The organism is Gammaproteobacteria bacterium, from assembly GCA_016200485.1.
Lineage (GTDB): Bacteria > Pseudomonadota > Gammaproteobacteria > Tenderiales > Tenderiaceae > JACQEP01.
Window position 1 is genome coordinate 1 of record JACQEP010000013.1, and the last position, 21,360, is coordinate 21,360.

Consider the following 21,360-nt stretch of genomic DNA (forward strand, 5'->3'; position numbering starts at 1 on the left):
CGTAAACTGCTGCATGCCATTCACGGCATGTTGAAGGACAACAAGCCCTTCGATAACACCCGCTTTTACGCGATTCCAGCATGAGCCGGAAAGTGCAAAAATTACAGAAAAAATGCTTGACCTCGAACAGAGTATCTACGGTACTATGGTGCCGGCGGAATGATTGAATACACCGCGTTTCGCAGCGCGAGGTCGCGCGGGTCGCCGGTGAGCGTTGTCCCCATTTGGCTGGTGACGTACGCGTAGCCGATGCCGGCCTTCGGATCGGCGAAGCCGAGAGAACCGCCTGATCCGGGATGTCCGAACGAGCCCTCGTTTCCAAAAGACAATGTGAGGCCGGGCTTCATGAAGCCCAGCGAATACCGCAAGTCGCCCATCATGCACTCGTCGTAGAAGCCGCCGTGCGTGGCGGGAATCGCCGGTGCCGACAACGCCTGCAATGTCTCCGGGCGCAGCTGCAATTCTTGTCCGTCTGTCGCGAACACGCTGTAAGCGCGGGCGATGGCGCGCGCAGTGCCGACGCCATTGCCCGACGGCACTTCGAGGTTGCGGGCGTAGATGCGTTCCTTGTCCAGGTACATCTCGGTACCGGGGTTCACGACCAGCGCCCGATAGATGTTCGAGCGGCGATTGAACGCGGCGAGCGTCAGCCGGATCGGAAACCCGAGCAGCATCCGCAACATGCCTGGCGCGGCAAGGGTCGCGAGCCGGGAGTTCGGGATAGCCTCGGGCAGACCGATGTAGAAGTCGAGTCCCAGCGGCGAGGCGATTTCGTCCTGAAAGAACCGCCCCAGACTGCGGTGTTGCGGATCGACCCGGCGCAGCAGCTCGCTTTCGTAGAAGCCGAGGGTCAGTGCGTGATAGGCCTGCCGCGTGCCGGGCTCCCACGCCGGTTTCTCGCGGGCCATGACGGCCGCCAGCCGATCGAGGTCGGCGACCACGCTCCGATCCACGGGCTCGTTGAAGGCAAACAGGCCCGCCTGGTGGGCCAGGAGTTGGCGCACGGTAATGGTCTCTTTTCCGTTCTGGGCAAACTCCGGCCAGTAGGTGCAGACCCGCTGCTCGTAGTCGAGCCAGCCCCGGGAATGGGCGACCGCCAGCGTCATCGCCGCCAGGCCCTTGGTGGCCGAGTGGACCACCACCATAGTGTCCTCTTGCCACGGCTCGCCGGTCGCCTTGTTGCGCACACCGCCCCACAGGTCAACGACCTTCTCGCCGTGGTGGTACACGCAACAGGCGCCGCCCAGCTCGTGGCGCCGGGAGAAATTTTCGGCGAACGCATCTCGCACGGCCTCAAAACCCGCGCTCACATGTCCCTCAATACGGATGCGTTGTGATGCTTCCATGGGCGGACCCTCCTTCCGGTTAAGCTTACACGTCGGATTGAAGAGTGACACGGCTACTAGGTCACCGAGGTTCTTCGATGCGCCGACTGAAATCCCACTTCTTCCGTGACTAGATCGTCTCCAACCCTATTCAGTCATTGAAACAGACTCCGCGAAGTCGGGAGCACGTAGGATGTGGTGAACGCAATGAACCGCATCGTTCGCGATTGATGCTAATACCTAATTGTAACACCCTCTCTCCCCATCCCCTCTCCCGCACGCGGGAAAGGGGCGTAAAAAAGGGGCCTTTCGGCCCCTTTCTCATACAACACTTACTTCAAACAATCAGGCCGTAGCCTTTTCGTTCACCGCCTTGATGCTGAGGCGGATGCGGCCTTGTTTGTCGACTTCCAGTACTTTGACCTTGACCACTTCACCTTCGGACAATTTGTCGGCAACATTCTCAACGCGCTCATCGGCGATTTGAGAGATGTGTACCAGGCCGTCTTTACCGGGCAGGATGGTGACGAAGGCGCCGAAGTCCATCAGTTTGGAGACTTTGCCTTCGTAGATCTTGCCGACTTCAACATCGGCGACCAGGTCGTTGATGCGGCGCTTGGCTTCTTCACCGGCAGATTGATCAACAGAAGCGATCTTGATGGTGCCGTCGTCGGTGATGTCGATGGTGGCGCCGGTTTCTTCGGTGATGGCACGGATGGTGACACCGCCCTTGCCGATGACGTCACGGATACGATCCGGGTTGATCTTCATGGTGATGATGCGCGGCGCGTAGGTGGACAATTCAGAACGCGGCTTGTCGAGACCCTTGGCCATTTCACCCAGGATATGGATACGACCGATCTTGGCTTGGGCCAGGGCGGCTTCCATGATTTCGCGGGTGATGCCGTCGATCTTGATGTCCATTTGCAGTGCGGTGACACCATTGGCGGAACCGGCGACTTTGAAATCCATGTCGCCGAGGTGATCTTCGTCGCCGAGGATGTCGCTCAGTACTGCAAAACGGTTGCCTTCCTTGATCAAGCCCATGGCGATACCCGCCACTGGCGCCTTGAGCGGGATACCGGCATCCATCATCGCCAGCGAGCTGCCGCACACGGAAGCCATGGAGCTGGAGCCGTTGGATTCGGTGATTTCAGACACGCAACGCACGACATACGGATAACTGGCCATGTCGGGCATCATGGCTTGTACGCCACGCTTGGCCAGACGACCGTGACCGATTTCGCGGCGCTTGGGGCTGCCGACCATGCCGGTTTCACCGACGCTGTACGGAGGGAAGTTGTAGTGGAACATGAACGGGTCTTTGCGCTCACCGGCGATGGCGTCAATCAATTGCGCATCTTTACCGGTACCGAGTGTAGCGACGACCAGCGCTTGCGTTTCACCGCGCGTGAACAGTGCAGAACCGTGAGTACGTGGCAATACACCCACCTTCACAGTAATCGGACGCACGGTCTTGGTATCGCGGCCGTCAATACGTGGCTTACCATCCAGAATTTGATTGCGAACGATGCTGCTTTCGAGCGCGCTCACTGCATCAGAAACGGTACGTGCAGTCCACTTCGGCGCATCGCCACTGGCCAGCTGTTCGGTCACGGCATTGCGGATTTCTTTCAGGCGCGCATAGCGATCCTGCTTGATGCGGATTTGATAGGCTTCGATCACTTTTGCTTCGGCGGCTTGCTTCACTGCGGCCTTAAGTTCGGTGTCTTCAGCAGGGGCATTCCAATCCCAAGCCTTGACGCCCACTTCTTGCGCGAAGTCCTTGATTGCCTTGATCACCACTTGCATTTGGTCATGGCCATACACCACGGAACCGAGCATCACTTCTTCGGAAAGTTCTTTGGCTTCAGATTCAACCATCAGCACGGCGTTTTCAGTGCCGGCGACGACCAGATCCAGATCAGACTTGGCCAGCGCGGAGGCAGTCGGGTTCAACACATATTGACCGTTGATGTAACCGACGCGGGCGACGCCCAGCGGGCCACCACACGGTACACCAGACAGTGCAACGGCGGTAGAGGCGCCGATCATCGCTGGGATGTCAGCGTCGATTTCAGGATCAAGCGAGACAACGGTGGCGACGATTTGCACTTCGTTGTAGAAACCTTCAGGGAACAGCGGACGCAGCGGACGGTCAATCAAACGCGAGGTCAGTGTTTCTTTCTCACTGGGGCGGCCTTCACGCTTGAAGAAACCACCGGGGATCTTGCCCGCGGCATAAGTACGCTCTTGGTAGTTGACGGTGAGCGGGAAGAAATCACGGCCTTCGACAGCCTGCTTCAGCGCAACACAGGTGACGAGCAAGGTGGTATCGCCCATGCTGACCATGACTGCGCCTGAGGCTTGGCGGGCAATTTCACCGGCTTCCAGAGTGATCGTGTGATCGCCGTATTTAAAGACTTTTTTGATTGCTGACATTCGTATTCCTTAATGAATTCTTTGGTTCAGATTTTAGTGCACATCGTGCACACCATTGACGGGAAAATCAAAACACATAAAGACAAAGGGCCGCCGGAAGTTTTCTTCTGACAGCCCATTGTCCAATTGAGAAGCCCTCGGAATTAGCGGCGTAGACCGAGACGCGAAATCAGATCGCGATAACGGTTGGAATCTTTTTTCTTCAGATAGTCGAGCAGCTTACGGCGCTTGCTGACCATTCTCAGCAGACCCTGACGCGAATGATGGTCTTGGATATGGGCCTTGAAATGATCAGATAATTGATCAATACGCGCGCTCAACAGTGCAACTTGCACTTCTGGGGAACCGGTGTCGGTCGTTGCACGCTGAAAGTCGGCCACAACTTTCTGCTTGATTTCGGTGGTAAAAGCCATGTTTACTCCAGAGTTAATGTGTACGTTCAATCCGCTAGAAGCGGCGTATTTTACGCCCAGGCGCGGCCAGAGACAAGATCAAATACCCGCTTTTTTTGAAAAAAGGCCAGAGCCACAAGCGGTTAGGCCACAATCAGGCGCTTTGGGGCCACCCGGCCATCGTCAAGGATATACCCCACTCCCAAAAACCGGCCGCCGCCATAGAGTTTGACGAGCCCTTCCAGCGGCAAGCGTGGCACCAATACTGCCTGCCCCCGCAGCAAGTGGTACATCAGGTCATCCGACAGGGAGACCTCCGGCCAGCCGATGAGCGCACTTTCAGTGGGTAACAGGCAGTCATCCAGGGCAGTGAAAGACTCATTTCGGATATGCGTCAATTGGTCGAGGGTATAAGCCTGATCCAGGGTAAACGGGCCCGCAATGGTGCGCCGCAACGTGCTGACATGACCGCCACAGCCCAACACCTCGCCGATATCCTCGGCCAGGGTTCGGATGTAGGTGCCTTTCGAGCACAGGACTTCGAGGTCCAGTTCGTCGGTACGCAGGTCGACCAGATCCAGGCGATGAATAACGACCGGGCGCGCTTCACGTTCTACTTCAATGCCTCGATGGGCAAGCTTGTATAGCGGCTGGCCATCACGCTTGAGGGCCGAGAACATCGGCGGTACTTGTTCAATCGGGCCACGGAAACGGGCCAATGCGGATTCGATTAGGGGCGCGGACAACGCCGGTACTGGGCGGGTTTCAATGGCTGCGCCCTCGGTATCGCCGGTATTGGTACGCACACCCAGTTTGACGGTGACGCGATATCCCTTGTCTGCATCCAGCACAAAAGCCGACATCTTGGTCGCTTCACCTAAACAGATCGGCAACAGGCCGGTCGCGATGGGGTCAAGGCTACCGGTATGGCCCGCCTTGCTGGCATTGAACAGACGCTTGACCTTCTGCAAGGCCAGATTGGAGGTAATACCTGCGGGCTTATCCAATAACAATACGCCGTTGATATCCCTGCCATGCTGACGACGCCGACTCACGCTGACCTCACTGGAACTACTTAGAGCGATTATTTATTACGATCTGAAGCGACTGCGGCATCAATCAGGGCGCTGAGATTGGCACCACGTTCAACCGATGCGTCATAGACAAAATGCAATTGCGGCGTGACCCGCAGCTTCATCCGCGCACCCAGTTCATGGCGCAGGTAACCCGCGCCATGATTCAGGGCCGCCAAGACTTCTTCGGGCGTGTGCTTGGTGTCGAGCACCGTCACATAGACCTTGGCATGACCAAAATCCTTCGCCACCTCAACACCAGACACCGTGACCAACCCTACGCGCGGATCTTTCACTTCGAACTGGATCAATTGCGCCAGTTCACGTTGAATTTGCGCCGCAACGCGCTTGGCACGACTAAATTGCCTTTGCATAATTACCAATACTCAATCAAACACAAGAACGCTTATTGAATGGTCTTTTTGACAACCACACGTTCAAACACTTCAATCTGGTCACCGGGCTTGACGTCATTGTAGTCCTTCACGCCGATACCGCACTCGGTACCTGCCTTGACTTCAGAGACGTCGTCTTTGAAGCGGCGTAAGGATTCCAACTCGCCTTGATAAATAACAACGTTATCACGCAAGACGCGAATCGGATTACTACGTTTGACCGTGCCTTCAACCACCAAACAACCTGCAATCGCGCCAAACTTCGGCGAGCGGAAGACATCGCGCACCTCGGCAAGACCAATGATTTCCTCACGAATCTCGGGCGACAACATACCCGACATCGCCTGTTTAACCTGATCGATGACTTCATAAATGATGCTGTAGTAATTCAAATCAACGCCATTTTCCTGACTCAGGCGTTTTGCAGCATTGTCAGCGCGGACATTGAACCCGATGATGATCGCGTTCGAGGCCATGGCCAGGTTGACGTCAGATTCGGTGATACCACCGACACCACTGGCAATGATCTTGACACGAACTTCATCCGTTGAGAGCTTGGACAACGAATCACGCAATGCTTCAGCACTACCTTGCACATCGGCTTTAACCAGGATATTAAGAGTATTGATCTTGCCTTCTTCCATCTGTGAGAAGACATTCTCAAGCTTCGACGCCTGCTGTTTAGCCAGTTTCACATCGCGGAACTTACCTTGACGGAACAGCGCGATTTCACGAGCCTTGCGCTCTTCTGCAATCACAGCCGCGTTGTCGCCTGCATCTGGCGTACCGGACAAGCCGAGCACCTGTACCGGAATCGAAGGACCCGCCTCATCGACAGGATGACCATTCTCATCAAACAGAGCGCGTACACGACCATACTCTTTGCCAACCAGCAAGATGTCACCTTTACGCAGCACACCGCTCTGAACCAGCACCGTCGCTACTGCACCGCGGCCTTTATCCAGACTTGATTCAATCACAACACCACTCGCCTCGCCTTCACGGCGGGCTTTCAATTCCATCACTTCCGCCTGTAGTAAAATCGATTCCAGCAGGCGTTCAACGCCTTCGCCGGTCTTGGCGGAGACGCTCACAAACATCGTGTCACCACCCCATTCTTCCGGCACAACATGATGACCTACCAATTCCTGCTTGACACGATCCGGCTGCGCTTCCGGCTTATCAACCTTATTGACGGCAACAATCAACGGCACGCCGGCCGCTTTCGCGTGCTGCACCGCCTCAATCGTTTGCGGCATCACACCATCATCAGCCGCCACAACCAAGATGACGATGTCCGTGACTTTCGCACCACGGGCACGCATCGCAGTAAATGCAGCATGACCTGGGGTATCAAGGAAGGTCACCATTCCACGCGGCGTTTCGACGTGATAAGCACCGATATGCTGTGTAATACCACCCGCTTCGCCCGCTGCAACTTTCGCCCGGCGAATATAATCAAGCAATGATGTCTTGCCATGGTCAACATGGCCCATGATAGTGACGACAGGCGCACGCGGCAAAAATTCGCCGGTTGATGCACTTGAAGTCAGAGCTTCGGTTTCAAGGGCATCTTCACGTAACATCTTTGGCTTATGCCCCATTTCCTCAACCACAATCGCCGCCGTTTCCTGATCGATGACCTGATTAATGGTCACCATAGTGCCCATTTTCATCATGACTTTGATGACTTCCGCAGCTTTAACTGACATTTTTTGCGCCAGCTCAGCCACAGTCAATGTTTCAGGTAACGCGACTTCATGGGTCACAGGTTGCGTAGGCTTCTGGAAGCCGTGCTGCGTTGCAGCTGCAACAACTCTGCCAGCCATTGCTCTGGCGGGAGCTTTTTTCTTGCGACGCCCCACCTTGTCTGCGGAAACGTGCAATTCCTGGCGATCCATTTTATTGTGGCGTGAAGCGTAAACTTCACCACCTTCTTCACGACCACCACGGCCACGTTTCTTACCTTTCTTATCCTTGGCGGCTTCTTTCACTGCGGCATCAACGGCTACTGGTTGAGCGGCTACGGTTTCAGTGCCCTTAGTTTGAGCGGCCTCTTCAATAGCTCGACGTGCAGCAGCGGCTTCTTCTTCAGCGCGCTTCTTCTCTTCAAGCGCCTGACGGCGTGCCATTTCCTCTTGCGACAAACGGGTCTCTTCTTCGGAGCGACGGCGATCACCTTCGGCTATTTTGGAATCCAAAACAGCCTTTTCTTCGGCGACTGCAACACTACGTTTAACGTAAGTGCGACGCTTACGAACCTCGACACTGATCGTTTTCGCCTTGGTACCACCGCCCGCCTGTTTCAATTCACTGACAGTTTTACGTTTCAGCGTAATCTTTTTGGGTGCTGAGGCATCCGTTTCCACGTCTTCGTGGCGTAGATGCTTTAGCAAGTGCGCTTTATCTTCGTCACTGATTTTTGCGTTTGGACCAGACACAGCCAAACCAGCTTCATCAAGCTGTAGCAGCAGGCGATCCACAGGAATCCCCACTGTCTCCGCCAATTGTTGTACCGTTACTTCAGACATTGACTCACTCCCGCTTCCGGCGCATGTTTTTCCCTGGAATTACTCAGCTGCAGCAAACCACGGCGCACGCGCCGTCATGATCAGCTGACTAGCGCGCGCCTGATCCAAGCCTTCGATATCCGCCAAATCGTCAACTGCCTGCTCGGCCAAATCTTCACGTGTTACAACGCCATGCGCTGCAAGTTTGTGCGCCAAATCATGATCCATTCCTTCCATTTCCAGAAGGTCTTTGGCTGGCTGATGTTTGTCCTGCTTAGCAATCGCACGCGTCAACAACACATCACGGGCACGATTACGCAATTCCTCGATAATCTCTTCATCGAATTCTTCGATCTGAGACATTTCCTGCAATGGCACATAAGCCACTTCTTCGAGCGAGGTGAAGCCTTCCTGTACCAGGATCGACGCCACTTCCTCATCAACATCAAGATGCTCCATGAACTGCTTCAGAACCTCTGCAGATTCTTTTTCGCTCTTGGATTCGGCATCGGTAACCGTCATCACATTGAGTTCCCAGCCAGTCAATTCGCTTGCCAATCGCACATTTTGACCACCACGGCCAATGGCCTGCGACAAGCTTTCTTCGTTGACTGCGACATCCATAGATTGACTGTCTTCATCAACAACAATCGATACCACTTCCGCAGGAGACATGGCGTTGATCACGAATTGTGCAGGATTATCATTCCACAGAATGATATCCACACGCTCTCCCGCCAATTCATTCGAAACTGCCTGTACGCGTGAACCACGCATACCGACACAGGCGCCGATGGGATCGATACGCGAATCATTGGACTTGACCGCAATCTTTGCTCTTACACCCGGATCACGTGCCGCGGCAATAATTTCAATCAGGCCTTCACCTGCTTCAGGCACTTCCAGCTTGAACAATTCGATCAACAATTCAGGCGCGGTACGGCTGATGAATAATTGTGGGCCGCGCGTTTCGGCACGCACCTCTTTCAAGTAGCCACGGACACGATCACCTGCACGCAGCGATTCACGTGGAATCATGTCTTCGCGACGAATCAATGCTTCAACATTACCCCCAAGATCCAGGATCACATTACCGCGATCATTGCGTTTAACGACACCCATCACCAGTTCCCCGATGCGGTGTTGATAGGCATCCACAACCTTAGCCCGCTCTGCCTCACGCACCTTCTGCACGATGACTTGCTTGGCGGTCTGAGCCGAGATACGGCCAAACTCTACCGCTTCCAGAGGCTCTTCAATGAATTCGCCTATGGCGATATTCGGATTCTTGGCCTTTGCCTCATCCAGCGAGATCTGGCGATCTTCGTACTCGACGTCATCTTCGGTCGGCACCACTTCCCAGCAACGAAATGCAGAGTATTCGCCAGTAGAACGATCAATAGCGACCCTGACGTCGATTTCACCGCCATGCCGTTTTTTCGTTGCCATTGCCAACGCTGCTTCAATCGCCTCGAAAATTACGTTCTTTTCGACGCCCTTTTCGTTGGACACCACATCTACAACCAATAAGATCTCTTTGTTCATAGTTCAGCCTCTATAGCCGCTGCCGATTATCAACTAAATTACATTCAACCTTTAAAACTTTGGTACCAAGCGGGCCTGATCAATATCGTCAAAAACAATATGGTGCACCTTACCGTCTACTTCCAGTGCGATCACGTCATTTTCCAGACCACGTACAATACCTTTAAAGTTCTTTCGTCCCTGCTGCGCTACCGACAGCTTCACACTTACTTCTTCGCCAATAAAGAGGGCAAAGTCTTCAACTTTAAACAACGGCCTATCCAGCCCAGGTGACGAAATCTCCAGCGCATATTGCCCAGCAATCGGATCCTCGACATCGAAGACACCGCTGATCTGGCGACTGACGCGCTCACAATCGTCAACCGATATCCCGGTCTCCGTTTTGTCAATGTAGATTCGCAATAACGAATGCCTGCCTTGAGGCAAAAACTCTGCCCCGACAAACTCATAACCCAAACCTTCAACAACAGGTTGTATCAATTGCCGCAATTTCGGCGCCGCCTGACGAACCATTCAATCACCTTAAACAAAAAGTGAGCCTGCGGCCCACTTCTTATTGTTAATTCGTTTCGTTACCCTGGGGGTACCCGGCAACAAGTTTGCCGCCACCCTTCTTAAGCACGAAAGCCCCTCGATAGGGGCCTTCGGAACCAAACCTTTGCTGGTAGCGCGGGCAAAAACACTCTTCAGCCCGACCCACATACCCTACAGATGGGCGCTATTATAGAGACTTCACGCTCTTTAGTCTATATGAGGATAACTTCTTGTTTCAGATAGCGTTGGTAAATGCTAAGGATTGGTAAAAATTTCCGGGGAAAGCCGTCAGGCGCGATTTCGTTCCTGCTTTTCAACCACCCGCTCAGCCCATTGTTCCAGAGGAACTTGTTGATTTTGGGCCTCTATTTGCAATCGGGTATAGGCCGCTAGCCGTTTCACCTTATAAATCCCCATGATTAGCCCAGTTGCCAAGGCTATCACCACTTCCCGTTTACCCCAGCCGTTATTGCTTTTCATGTCCAGCGATATTGACAAAAAGCCCCTACAATTGAATAAACAATTGTAACTTAAGACAAAACACAAGCTTGCCTTGGCCGATGATCTTGATATGTTGGGGATTGAACCAAAAGAAGACTGATGTTTAAAGAATTGATAACGGGGGATGACGCGTACGAGAGTAAAATTTTACCGCCCAGGCTCGCATACCACTCACTGTGTTAAGTAAAAGTGGTAGCGGGGGTAGGATTTGAACCTACGACCTTCGGGTTATGAGCCCGACGAGCTGCCAGACTGCTCCACCCCGCATCAACGGTCGCTATAATACAAAGCCAAGTACACTTATGCAAGGTAAATATTATTGCGCAATGTAATAAATAAAATATGCGCAAAATACTCTTAAATATCAGTCTTTCGTACGCAGGTGAGCGTTACAAAGGCAATTGCATATTCTTTTTCATCCGCCAAACTTAGATGCGTTGATTCGATACCCAAGTCGCGGATCAATGTTAGCGCCTTACCGCTAAATTCCAGCGTTGGCCGGCCTAATGGGTCATGCGCTACCGTGATCTGGGACAGACTCAGACCATCCCGAAATCCCGTCCCCAAGGCCTTGGCGGTGGCTTCCTTGGCGGCGAAACGCTTGGCCAAATAATTTGCAGGGCTGATTGCCACAGCAAATCCAGAGAGTTCTGCTTCTCCTAGTATCCGCTGCGCGAAGCGCTCACCATGGCGCACCAAACCATCGCTGATGCGCTGTATCGAAACGATGTCGGTACCTATGCCGTAGATCAACGACGCCGCGCCTCCAACATCAGGCGCTTCATTTCTCTGACAGATTCCTGTAATCCGGTAAATAACGCGCGGGCGACAATGGCATGACCGATATTCAATTCCCGTAACTCCGGAATCGCCGCAATGGGGGCGATATTTTGATAGTTCAAACCATGGCCGGCGTTGACCTGCATTCCCAACGTCGTCCCAAGATTGACGGCGGCGTTAATGCGCTTCAATTCGGCGTCTCTGGCACGATGATCTGTTAACTCTGCGTAATGACCGGTATGAATTTCAATGACCGAGGCACCCACATCGGCCGAGGCTTCTATTTGGGCCGGATCGGCATCGACAAACAATGAAACGCGAATCCCAGCCGCCTTGAGGCGCGCACAGGCATCGCGCAGTCTTTCACGGTGACCAGCGACATCAAGACCACCCTCCGTCGTCAGTTCGGCGCGACGCTCTGGCACAAGACAGCAATCTTCGGGTTTGATCCGTTCGGCGATTACCAGCATTTCATCAGTCACCGCCATTTCCAGATTCATGCGCGTCAGGAGAATATCGCGCAACATTTCGACATCACGGTCCTGGATATGGCGCCGGTCTTCGCGCAGGTGCAAGGTCACCGAATCGGCCCCGGCCTGCTCAACCTCGATCGCCGCCTGAATCGGATCGGGGTAACGGGTTCCACGTGCCTGACGAATCGTGGCTACGTGATCAATATTGACGCCCAATAGAATAGTCACTGCTGAATACCTGAAGTTTTCCCAGACTTTATTTTACGCGACCCAGGCCCAACACGCCACGGCGCGTCAATAAGCGTGGAGGTCACGCAATAGGCGACGACTATGAAGCGGACGCCCAGCCAGTTGTTGATCAATGGCGGCTCGCATCAAGCGTTTGACCTCACGCAAGCTGCCCGGGTCATGACACTGTCCTTGGTGCAAGGCCAGTAAGCTATGGCCATGGAGCATAGCATCGGCGGCATGTTCTACGAGATCGGACTCACACCACACCGGCCCATGACCAAGGACATAACGGTAGGTTTCCGTCTCCTGGATCGGATCGCCCGTCTCTACATCATGATCCAGCACCAGACCATAACCCAACTCCTGTAACAGATCGCGTTCGAAGATGCGCAACCCCCATTCAATCTCACCCGGATTTTCATTCACGCGGGCAAGAACACTCAAGGTAGTGGCGTAGACATTAAACAATTGCGCATGCGGATCGAAACGCTGCAATAGGCGTAACAGTAGCTCGTTGAGATAGAACCCGCACAACAACGGTGTACCCGCCAGTGAATGCGCCGCGCCTGCGGACTCAATGGCAGTTAAAGTCGCCAATTCACCACGCCCGGACCAAGACAGCAATAGCGGGACAAACGGTTGCAATAATCCTTGCCATTCACGACGTCCACGCCCGCCGCGAGCGACCAGGCCAAGTCGTCCATGCTCTTCGGTGAAAACATCTAGAATATGGCTAGTATCGCGATAAGGGCGGCGGTGTAAGATGTAACCGCGATGCAGAGTGAGCCGAGTCCCTGAGGTTGACACGAACTACTCGTCGGAATAGCCCAAACTACGCAGTGCGCGCTCGTCAGAAGACCAACCTTCCTTGACTTTGACCCATAGCTGGAGAAATACCTTTTGTTCTAATTGTTTCTCCAGATCTTCGCGCGCCTGTTGACCGATTTGTTTCAATACCTGGCCCTTTTTGCCGATCACTATGGCTTTTTGCCCATCGCGTTCCACCCAAATAACGGCGTGGATGTGCACCATAGCGTCTTGTTCCTTGTAAGATTCGATCTCTACCGTCAACGCGTAAGGCAACTCCTGCCCCAGGCGCCGCATGAGTTTTTCACGGATGATTTCGGCGGCCAGAAAACGCATGCTGCGGTCTGTCACTTGATCTTCAGGGAAGACCGGTGAGTTGAGTGGCAACAGTTGACTGACTTCACGATCCAGCGCCTCGACATTGCTACCGACGCGCGCCGACAAAGGAATCACCGAGTGAAATTGCATCTTGGTCGCCAGCTTTTGGATGTGCGGCAATAACGCCTCTTTCTCAAGCTCATCAATCTTATTGATCACCAGAATCACTGGCGTTTTTTGCTCGCTAAGACGTTGCGCGATCCATTCATCTTCATCGGTCCATTTGAGCCCATCCACCACGAAAATGATGACATCAACATCATTCATCGCGCTGCTGGCGGCACGATTAAGATAACGATTCATTGCCTTTCCCTGCGCCTGATGCAGGCCAGGCGTATCGACATAAATGGCCTGGTACTGCTCCGTGGTGTGAATCCCAATAATCCGATGACGTGTCGTTTGTGGACGATGCGAGGTAATGCTGATTTTCTGCCCCAGGATTCGATTCAGCAATGTGGATTTACCCACATTGGGACGCCCGACGATGGATGCGTAACCGCAACGGAAATGATCGCTATTATCTACCATTTTTTTATTCATTCCTCGATGACTTTTTAGTGCCGGATAATTTCTGCAAGGCCACACTCGCCGCTGCTTGCTCTGCAAACCTGCGGCTACGTCCTTCACCCATCGTTGGCTCGGGCAATCCGGTCACTCGACATTCGACATAAAACGTCTGTGAATGCGCTTCACCTTCAACCTTGCTCAAATCATATACTGGTAAAGGCAATTTCCGAGCCTGAAGATATTCCTGTAACTGAGTTTTGGGATCTTTCTCCACCATGTCTGGAGAAACCTGATCAAGACGTGACGCAAACAAGGACTGGACCAATGGGCGGCATGCGGCTTCACCGCCATCAAGATAAACCGCGCCGATCAGCGCCTCCAGGGTACAGGCCAAAATCGAATCGCGGCGATAACCGCCACTCTTCAACTCGCCAGAGCCTAACAGCATGAACTCGCCAAGCTCCAACTCGCTGGCAATCACGGCCAAGGTTTGCCCCTTCACCAAACTGGCCCGCAAGCGGCTCATCTCACCTTCGGCGGCCGTCGGAAAACGACGATACAGTTCCTCGGCGATGAGAAAACCCAATATGGCATCCCCCAAAAATTCGAGACGCTCATTGTTGGTATTGCTGACGCTACGATGGGTCAGCGCCAGACGGAGTAGACTTGCATCCTGAAAGTTATAACCAATGCGGCGAAGAAGCTTTTCCATTAGCGGTTTGTAAAAGCCGAGATCAAGCTAATGAATCTCAACTCTTTCGCCTTCAAATTTAACCACGGCGTCAACATTGCCCACCATATTGACCCTGGATTCATATTCAATGGTGACCGTCCGCCCATCACGTGAATCGCTAATCTGTATGTCGTCTTTGGTCAGGCTTTTGACATCATCGATCTGGAGTTTTTTCATGATGGTTTCTTTAATTTCATCATCACTGGCATCTTTTGAGCGTTGATCGCTTGCCATGCTTTTGAGGGCCGAAGAAACCTTGAAGTGCTCCAAATACACGGGAAATAGCTTGATCGCGATCATGCCGATGAAACCAAATATCATCAACAGGATTATAAAACTTATCGCCGTCATTCCTTGCTGCTTGCGTGGTGCCATGATCATCGATCGTCTCCTCATCAAAGGTTATTACTCGACAAATTCACCAATGCGTTCCCAGGATACCCGTTTCAAAATCGAGTCCCAGCTCATCCAGATCATAAACGCCCGGCCGACGAGATTCTCATCCGGGACAAAGCCCCAGACCCGGCTATCATTACTGTTATCCCGATTATCACCCATCACAAAATAATGCCCCTCGGGCACGACAAATTCACCACCCAGGGAAGGTCTGCTTTCAACCACTAATAACTTATGATCGACTTCTCCCAGTTTTTCTGTACGCAAGTCAGCCCCGGGCATATACCCTTCTCCAGTCGCAACATAGATCCCCTGCGATTGAGTCGGCACCAATTCACCATTGATATAGAGTTGTCGGCCCAAGTACACGACACGATCCCCAGGCAACCCAACAACACGCTTGATGTAATCGACCGACGGCTCCTTAGGATAACGGAAGACGACGATGTCACCACGCTTTGGACTACCAAATTCGATCAGCTTTGTATGCAATACCGGTAATCGCACGCCGTAAGTATATTTGTTCACCAGGATGAAGTCGCCTGATAACAGCGTCGGCATCATTGACCCTGATGGAATGCGAAAGGGTTCGATCAGAAACGATCTTAACAACAACACAATCAGGATAACCGGGAAAAAAGAGCGGGCGTACTCCACCAGTATCGGCTCTTTTGAGACGGCGGCAACCGGCTCACCTTCAATGCCCTGCTGCTTCAATTGATCAGCAGCACGCTGACGTTTCGGCTTCCATAAAATCAGATCGATCGCCCAGACCATGCCCGTCACCAGGGTCGCGAATACCAGCATTGCCTCAAAATCGAAATCCATTTATTTTTTTCCTACGTGGAGAATAGATAGAAATGCTTCTTGTGGAATCTCGACCGAGCCCACCTGCTTCATGCGCTTCTTGCCTTCTTTTTGTTTTTCCAACAATTTGCGTTTACGGCTGGCATCACCGCCATAACATTTTGCGGTCACGTTTTTACGCAATGCCTTGACCGTGGAGCGGGCAATGATGTGAGAGCCGATGGCCGCCTGAATGGCGACTTCAAACATTTGGCGCGGTATCAATTCCTGCATCTTTTCGACCAGCTCCCGGCCGCGATAAAAGGCCTGATCACGATGCACAATCAGAGACAAGGCATCAACACGCTCGCCGTTGATCATGACATCCAGCTTAACGACATTAGCTGTCTGGAAGCGCTCAAACTGATAATCCAGCGAGGCATAACCGCGGCTGACCGATTTCAGACGATCAAAGAAATCGAGTACGACTTCGGCCATAGGTAATTCATATTGCATGGAAACCTGGTTCCCGGCGTAATGCAAACGTTTCTGAACACCACGTTTTTCAACACACAATCCAATCACGTTACCCACGTACTCTTGCGGCACCAGGATATTGGCGACAATAATCGGCTCGCGAATTTCAGCAATCTTCCCGGCATCGGGCAATTTCGACGGGTTATCAACCTTCATGGTTTCACCGCTGGTGGTGACGACCTCATAAATTACGGTCGGTGCGGTAGTGATCAACTCCAGATTGTATTCACGTTCCAGGCGCTCTTGCACAATCTCCATGTGCAGCATGCCGAGAAACCCACAGCGGAAACCAAATCCCAAGGCGGTCGATGATTCCGGTTCATAGAACAACGCTGCATCATTCAAGCGTAATTTAGCCAGTGCATCGCGAAAATCTTCATAATCGTCCGAGCTGATCGGGAATAATCCGGCGAAGACGCGCGGCTGGATCGGCTTGAATCCGGGCAAAGGTTTGTCTGCTGGTTTGGCTGCATCCGTCAAGGTATCGCCTACCGGCGCGCCATTAATTTCTTTAATACCGGCGATAACAAAACCAACCTCGCCCGCCTTGAGCACACCGGTCTCCTTGCGCTTGGGCGTAAAAACTCCGACGCTATCGATCTCATGAATGCCACCCGTCGACATGACCTTCATTTTGCGCTTGACGGCCAGGGTTCCATTAAACACCCGTACCAGCGAAACCACACCGAGATAGTTATCGAACCAGGAGTCGATAATCAGCGCTTGCAAGGGCGCATCCGGATCACCTTTTGGTGGCGGAATCCGTCTTACGATTTCTTCCAGCAGCAGATCGATATTCTTGCCTGTTTTGGCGCTCACCTGCACCGCATCCGTGGCATCGATGCCGATAATATCTTCAATTTCCTTGGAGACACGATCAGGATCGGCCGCAGGCAAATCGATCTTGTTGAGGACCGGCATGACTTCCAAGCCTTGATCTATAGCGGTATTACAGTTGGCAACGCTTTGGGCCTCAACGCCCTGTGAGGCATCCACCACCAGCAAGGCCCCCTCACAGGCCGCCAATGAACGCGACACTTCATATGAGAAGTCCACATGGCCGGGGGTATCGATGAGGTTGAGTTGATAGATTTCTCCGTCAGCGGCCTTGTATCTCAAGGTCACACTCTGGGCCTTGATGGTAATCCCACGTTCGCGCTCGATGTCCATTGAATCCAGGACCTGCTCTGACATTTCACGGGCTTGAAGCCCGCCACAGAGCTGAATCAGCCGGTCTGCCAGTGTCGATTTACCGTGGTCAATGTGGGCAATAATGGAGAAATTTCGGATATGATTCATTCAAGTCACTAATTGGGGAATCCACTCGGAGGCGGCCTAGACCGCAGATTTGGCGAGGATTTTAACTGATTTCCGTCTGGGCCGAAATCCCCACACCCGCCTCATAAAACGACAGGGGCTGGTTTACCCAGCCCCTCTCCTGAATACCGCTTACGCCTCACTCCTTGCCGTTCAATTTCAGGGCAACAAATACCGGACCTCCCTGGCGCTGGATCAACACGGGAACCGGCTTGCCCGCTGGCAACTCATCCACCAGTTCCTTGAATTGGGCAAGGCTTTTGACTTCCGTGTTATTGATCATCATCAGCACATCGCCCTCACGAACTCCGGCCGACTGCGCTGGACCTTCCTTGACCGACTTCACTAATACACCGTTCTTTTCAATGCCTAGCTCTTTGCGTTGAGCTGGCGTTAGTTCCGCCACATCTATCTTGAGACGGCTATTCGGCGTACCCCCATTCTTACTGGGTGCCGCTGCCACTTCAATTTGCTCTTCCGGCGGCAACTCACCAATCATCACTTGTAGTGTTTTGGTCTTGCCATCACGAATGATCTTGACCGGCACTTTTTTGTCGATGGGCGTCGTCCCCACCATCGGCGGCAACACTGAGGATCCCGTGACCTCTCTGCCGTTAAATTCGGTAATGACATCACCCACCTTGAACCCCGCCTTTTCCGCAGGACTCTTCGGCAAAATTTGGGACACCAATGCGCCTCCTGGCTTCTCCATGCCAAACGATTCCGCCAGTTCACGGGTCACATCCTGAATCAGGACACCCAACCAGCCACGGCTGACATGACCACTCTTTTTCAATTGTTCCGTCACATCCATCGCCAGGTCGATAGGAATCGTGAACGACAAGCCCATAAAGCCACCGGTGCGACTGTAAATCTGAGCGTTTATCCCGACAACCTCGCCATCCATATTGAACAACGGACCACCGGAATTGCCTGGATTGATGGCGACATCGGTTTGAATGAAGGGCACGTAATTCTCATTCGGAAGGCTACGGCCCACGGCACTCACAATCCCGGCCGTCACCGAATAATCGAAATCAAAGGGGGAACCAATCGCCAACACCCATTCCCCGACTCGCAACTTAGTGGAGTCACCAATCTTTACCGTGGGCAGGTTTTCGGCCTTTATTTTCAATAATGCAACGTCGCTGCGTTCATCGCTGCCGATCACCTTGGCCTCTACCTCACGACGATCCCGCAAGCGCACAATGATCTCATCGGCATCTTTCACGACGTGATTGTTGGTCAAGATATAACCATCGGCTGAGATAATGAATCCGGACCCCAGCGATCGGGCCTCAAAATCGCGAGGCTCGCCATTACCATTTCCATCCTCGTCATAGAACTTGCGGAAAAATTCATCAAACGGCGTGCCTTCAGGGAATCGAGGCATTTGCTTGCCATGAGGCACGCCATTACTCTTGGATTTCTTCTGTGTCGTACTGATATTCACCACTGCCGGACCATTCTTGTCGACAATAGCAGTAAAATCCGGAAGCTGAGCAGCCGTAGCCACACCAGCCACTAACCATGCCAGCAGGGCCACAGTACCCAACATAATTCCTTGCATTTTTGTATTACGAGTAATGATCACATGGCCTCCTTAGCTGTGATTCCTTCGATGATATTGCACTGACCTGCCTCATGATCAAGACGCAGAATGAGCAACTGATAGCGACTATCCGCCGCGATTCTGGATGAAAAAAATCTCACCCAAACAAAACCCAACGCCAGACCAAGCAATCCGGCAACCGCAGTCACACCGTCATTGGCAACATAACCCAGATTAACCGCCACGGCCCCCCCCACAAGCGCGCCAATTATCATCAATACCAGCGGCACAAAGTATATTGCCAAGGACCCGCGCAACAACGCGCTTTCCTGAAGCCCGACCACCACCTTGTCGCCAATCTTGGCGCCAACGGGATTCAATACCTTGACCTTATCCATGCGCTTGCCAAGATAGTCGCTCAATGCACCGGTGCCGCAACCTTTGTTCACGCTACAGCTTTGACATGCTGTTTTACGATAGGTCTCGATCCAGGCGAACTCGCCCTCGGCAGAAACCACTTGTCCACGTTCTTCGATCATTATCGTGATTACCTTAATGTGTTACCGAGGCGCCTATCATTTTTACTGTAGCCTCCGGTACTTCGCCCACTACAGTAAGCTGATGGCCATCCATTAAATTGCCAAAGGCGCTGACAGCACCCATGCGCGACACGCCAACAAAGGCATCATCCTTGGACTTCGCTTTTTCAACAAACAGCGATACCGAGGCCAAACCATCGGTAAAAATGCGATGCACGCCATTACCTTCCTGCTTTAATGCTGGACTCTCGATCTGCGAAAACCCGGCCGGCAACTTCGTCACTCGCCACTGATTGATCACCGGCTTAGCATCCGCACTGCCCACTCCTTTAACGCCAGCAGCTGGCTTGAGAGGCGTCTTTCTGGGGGATGCTTTTCCGATCGCCATCGACGTAAACATTACTTGCTCAATCACGCGACCATCTACCGCTATCAAATCCGAGCGCAAAAGCAGGCCCGTACTTTCATCCAGCCATAAACGGTATCCGTAGCGATATTCGTCCTTTGGATTTACAATCACGATCCGCGCGATGCGCCCGGCCACGCGATCTTTTTCACCCATTTTAAGCAGGTAGTATTTTTCGACCTCGGCCAAATGTTTGGCGATACTGTCACTCTCCGCATCCATTTTATTGGCAAAGTAATTAAATTGCTGGTTTTCGTTCACCGATTCCCGCTTTTCGCCGGTCAATGTTTGCAACAGTTCACGATCACCTTGCGGACCTATCTGATGGACTACCCGCATGGCAGCCAATTCATCATCCGCCCGATAAACGAAGGTGCCTTCGTAATTAAGCTGCTGTAATGCGGTGGACATTTTCACCAACCACTGCCGCGCGTCGATCGATTCTTCGGCAACAGCAACCTTCATCATCGATAACAACAGCATCAAAACACAACAATGACTGCCATTTAACGTTTTGCGGAATGGGGACGAGATCAACATAATTCAATACCACCGGCCGTAGACTGTAGGGTAAAAATATCAAAGCCCTCTACTGGTTATATGCCTGCATCTCGACCGCAAATTGCGCCCGAGGCACCATCCTGCCATTAATCACCATCGCGCCAGAAAGCTGTTGATGATTTTGAAGATAAGCATTGAGTCTGGATTGAACTGCGGGTTGCTGCTCTGTCCACTGCAAGCCGTGAACCTGCTGATAATGGTTTTGTTCGACGATTGGTATTACCGGTGAAGATGCGATGGAAGCTACTCGTGCCGTCACCGGCTGATCTTCAACCGCGATCATTGAGAACCCCAAAAATCCCACTACTGCTACCGAAGCTGCCACAGCGAACCCTGCTACGGAACGGGTGTGGTTTGCTTTTTTACGAACGGCTTTGGCGGAGGTGATGGTAACTTGAAGTACAGGTTCCGAGGCGATGGCAGCGCTAACACGCTCTGCAAGGCGGTTATCCATTGCCGGTGGTAGATTATTACGGAGGGCATCCCCAATAAGATGATAATTATGCCAACAACAACGATCTTCATCGTTGGTACGTAAATGCCGAATCACGCTTTGCATTTCCGGCGCGGATAATTCTCCATCCACCAACGCCGAAATACTCTCTTTCACATCTTCATCCGCCATAACTTCACCTTCTTT

The 21,360-nt window shown here is 52.7% G+C and carries 21 protein-coding genes and 1 tRNA gene; all 22 read right to left on the minus strand.

Features of this window, described 5'->3' with window-relative positions:
* Window positions 1-143: 143 nt before the first annotated feature.
* Window positions 144-1,346, minus strand: a complete 1,203-nt coding sequence (locus HY272_08230; protein ID MBI3772669.1) for a beta-lactamase family protein — start codon at window positions 1,344-1,346, stop codon at window positions 144-146.
* Window positions 1,347-1,670: 324 nt separating this feature from the next.
* The gene (gene pnp, locus HY272_08235) at window positions 1,671-3,767 is read right to left on the minus strand and encodes a polyribonucleotide nucleotidyltransferase (protein MBI3772670.1); all 2,097 of its coding nucleotides are present in this window, start codon (window positions 3,765-3,767) and stop codon (window positions 1,671-1,673) included.
* Window positions 3,768-3,910: 143 nt separating this feature from the next.
* Window positions 3,911-4,180, minus strand: a complete 270-nt coding sequence (gene rpsO / locus HY272_08240; protein ID MBI3772671.1) for a 30S ribosomal protein S15 — start codon at window positions 4,178-4,180, stop codon at window positions 3,911-3,913.
* Window positions 4,181-4,302: 122 nt separating this feature from the next.
* Window positions 4,303-5,214 carry a tRNA pseudouridine(55) synthase TruB gene (gene truB / locus HY272_08245; GenBank protein ID MBI3772672.1) on the minus strand — a complete coding sequence of 304 codons (912 nt, stop codon included), beginning with the start codon at window positions 5,212-5,214 and terminating at the stop codon, window positions 4,303-4,305.
* A gap of 29 nt (window positions 5,215-5,243) precedes the next feature.
* Window positions 5,244-5,606: a 30S ribosome-binding factor RbfA gene (gene rbfA / locus HY272_08250; GenBank protein MBI3772673.1), complete on the minus strand. Its 363-nt coding sequence runs from the start codon at window positions 5,604-5,606 to the stop codon at window positions 5,244-5,246.
* A gap of 32 nt (window positions 5,607-5,638) precedes the next feature.
* Window positions 5,639-8,158, minus strand: coding sequence for a translation initiation factor IF-2 (gene infB, locus HY272_08255; protein MBI3772674.1), 2,520 nt, complete (start codon window positions 8,156-8,158; stop codon window positions 5,639-5,641).
* Between the two features lie 39 nt (window positions 8,159-8,197).
* Window positions 8,198-9,682: a transcription termination/antitermination protein NusA gene (nusA, locus tag HY272_08260; GenBank protein MBI3772675.1), complete on the minus strand. Its 1,485-nt coding sequence runs from the start codon at window positions 9,680-9,682 to the stop codon at window positions 8,198-8,200.
* 51 nt (window positions 9,683-9,733) lie between these two features.
* Window positions 9,734-10,195, minus strand: coding sequence for a ribosome maturation factor RimP (rimP, locus tag HY272_08265; protein ID MBI3772676.1), 462 nt, complete (start codon window positions 10,193-10,195; stop codon window positions 9,734-9,736).
* Between the two features lie 309 nt (window positions 10,196-10,504).
* Window positions 10,505-10,696 (minus strand): ANTAR domain-containing protein, encoded by a 192-nt coding sequence (locus HY272_08270; protein ID MBI3772677.1) that lies wholly within the window; start codon window positions 10,694-10,696, stop codon window positions 10,505-10,507.
* Between the two features lie 211 nt (window positions 10,697-10,907).
* A tRNA-Met gene (locus HY272_08275) sits at window positions 10,908-10,984 on the minus strand.
* 90 nt (window positions 10,985-11,074) lie between these two features.
* Entirely contained in the window at window positions 11,075-11,470 is a 396-nt protein-coding gene (locus tag HY272_08280) for a holo-ACP synthase (protein MBI3772678.1), read from the minus strand.
* Complete coding sequence (gene pdxJ, locus HY272_08285) at window positions 11,467-12,198, minus strand: pyridoxine 5'-phosphate synthase (GenBank protein ID MBI3772679.1); 732 nt, start codon at window positions 12,196-12,198, stop codon at window positions 11,467-11,469. Before pdxJ ends, HY272_08280 begins: the two co-directional genes overlap by 4 nt.
* A gap of 66 nt (window positions 12,199-12,264) precedes the next feature.
* On the minus strand, window positions 12,265-12,981 hold the full coding sequence (gene recO / locus HY272_08290; GenBank protein ID MBI3772680.1) for a DNA repair protein RecO: 717 nt from the start codon (window positions 12,979-12,981) through the stop codon (window positions 12,265-12,267).
* Between the two features lie 30 nt (window positions 12,982-13,011).
* Window positions 13,012-13,914 (minus strand): GTPase Era, encoded by a 903-nt coding sequence (era, locus tag HY272_08295; protein MBI3772681.1) that lies wholly within the window; start codon window positions 13,912-13,914, stop codon window positions 13,012-13,014.
* 4 nt (window positions 13,915-13,918) lie between these two features.
* Window positions 13,919-14,605 carry a ribonuclease III gene (rnc, locus tag HY272_08300; GenBank protein MBI3772682.1) on the minus strand — a complete coding sequence of 229 codons (687 nt, stop codon included), beginning with the start codon at window positions 14,603-14,605 and terminating at the stop codon, window positions 13,919-13,921.
* A 27-nt stretch (window positions 14,606-14,632) separates the two neighbouring features.
* Window positions 14,633-15,007 (minus strand): DUF4845 domain-containing protein, encoded by a 375-nt coding sequence (locus HY272_08305; GenBank protein ID MBI3772683.1) that lies wholly within the window; start codon window positions 15,005-15,007, stop codon window positions 14,633-14,635.
* A 24-nt stretch (window positions 15,008-15,031) separates the two neighbouring features.
* Window positions 15,032-15,850 (minus strand): signal peptidase I, encoded by an 819-nt coding sequence (gene lepB / locus HY272_08310; protein MBI3772684.1) that lies wholly within the window; start codon window positions 15,848-15,850, stop codon window positions 15,032-15,034.
* The gene (lepA, locus tag HY272_08315) at window positions 15,851-17,644 is read right to left on the minus strand and encodes an elongation factor 4 (GenBank protein MBI3772685.1); all 1,794 of its coding nucleotides are present in this window, start codon (window positions 17,642-17,644) and stop codon (window positions 15,851-15,853) included.
* A 157-nt stretch (window positions 17,645-17,801) separates the two neighbouring features.
* Window positions 17,802-19,232 carry a DegQ family serine endoprotease gene (locus HY272_08320; protein MBI3772686.1) on the minus strand — a complete coding sequence of 477 codons (1,431 nt, stop codon included), beginning with the start codon at window positions 19,230-19,232 and terminating at the stop codon, window positions 17,802-17,804.
* 20 nt (window positions 19,233-19,252) lie between these two features.
* Window positions 19,253-19,753 carry a SoxR reducing system RseC family protein gene (locus HY272_08325; protein ID MBI3772687.1) on the minus strand — a complete coding sequence of 167 codons (501 nt, stop codon included), beginning with the start codon at window positions 19,751-19,753 and terminating at the stop codon, window positions 19,253-19,255.
* A 13-nt stretch (window positions 19,754-19,766) separates the two neighbouring features.
* Window positions 19,767-20,699: a MucB/RseB C-terminal domain-containing protein gene (locus HY272_08330; GenBank protein MBI3772688.1), complete on the minus strand. Its 933-nt coding sequence runs from the start codon at window positions 20,697-20,699 to the stop codon at window positions 19,767-19,769.
* Between the two features lie 49 nt (window positions 20,700-20,748).
* Window positions 20,749-21,345 (minus strand): zf-HC2 domain-containing protein, encoded by a 597-nt coding sequence (locus tag HY272_08335; protein MBI3772689.1) that lies wholly within the window; start codon window positions 21,343-21,345, stop codon window positions 20,749-20,751.
* Window positions 21,346-21,360: the final 15 nt, after the last annotated feature.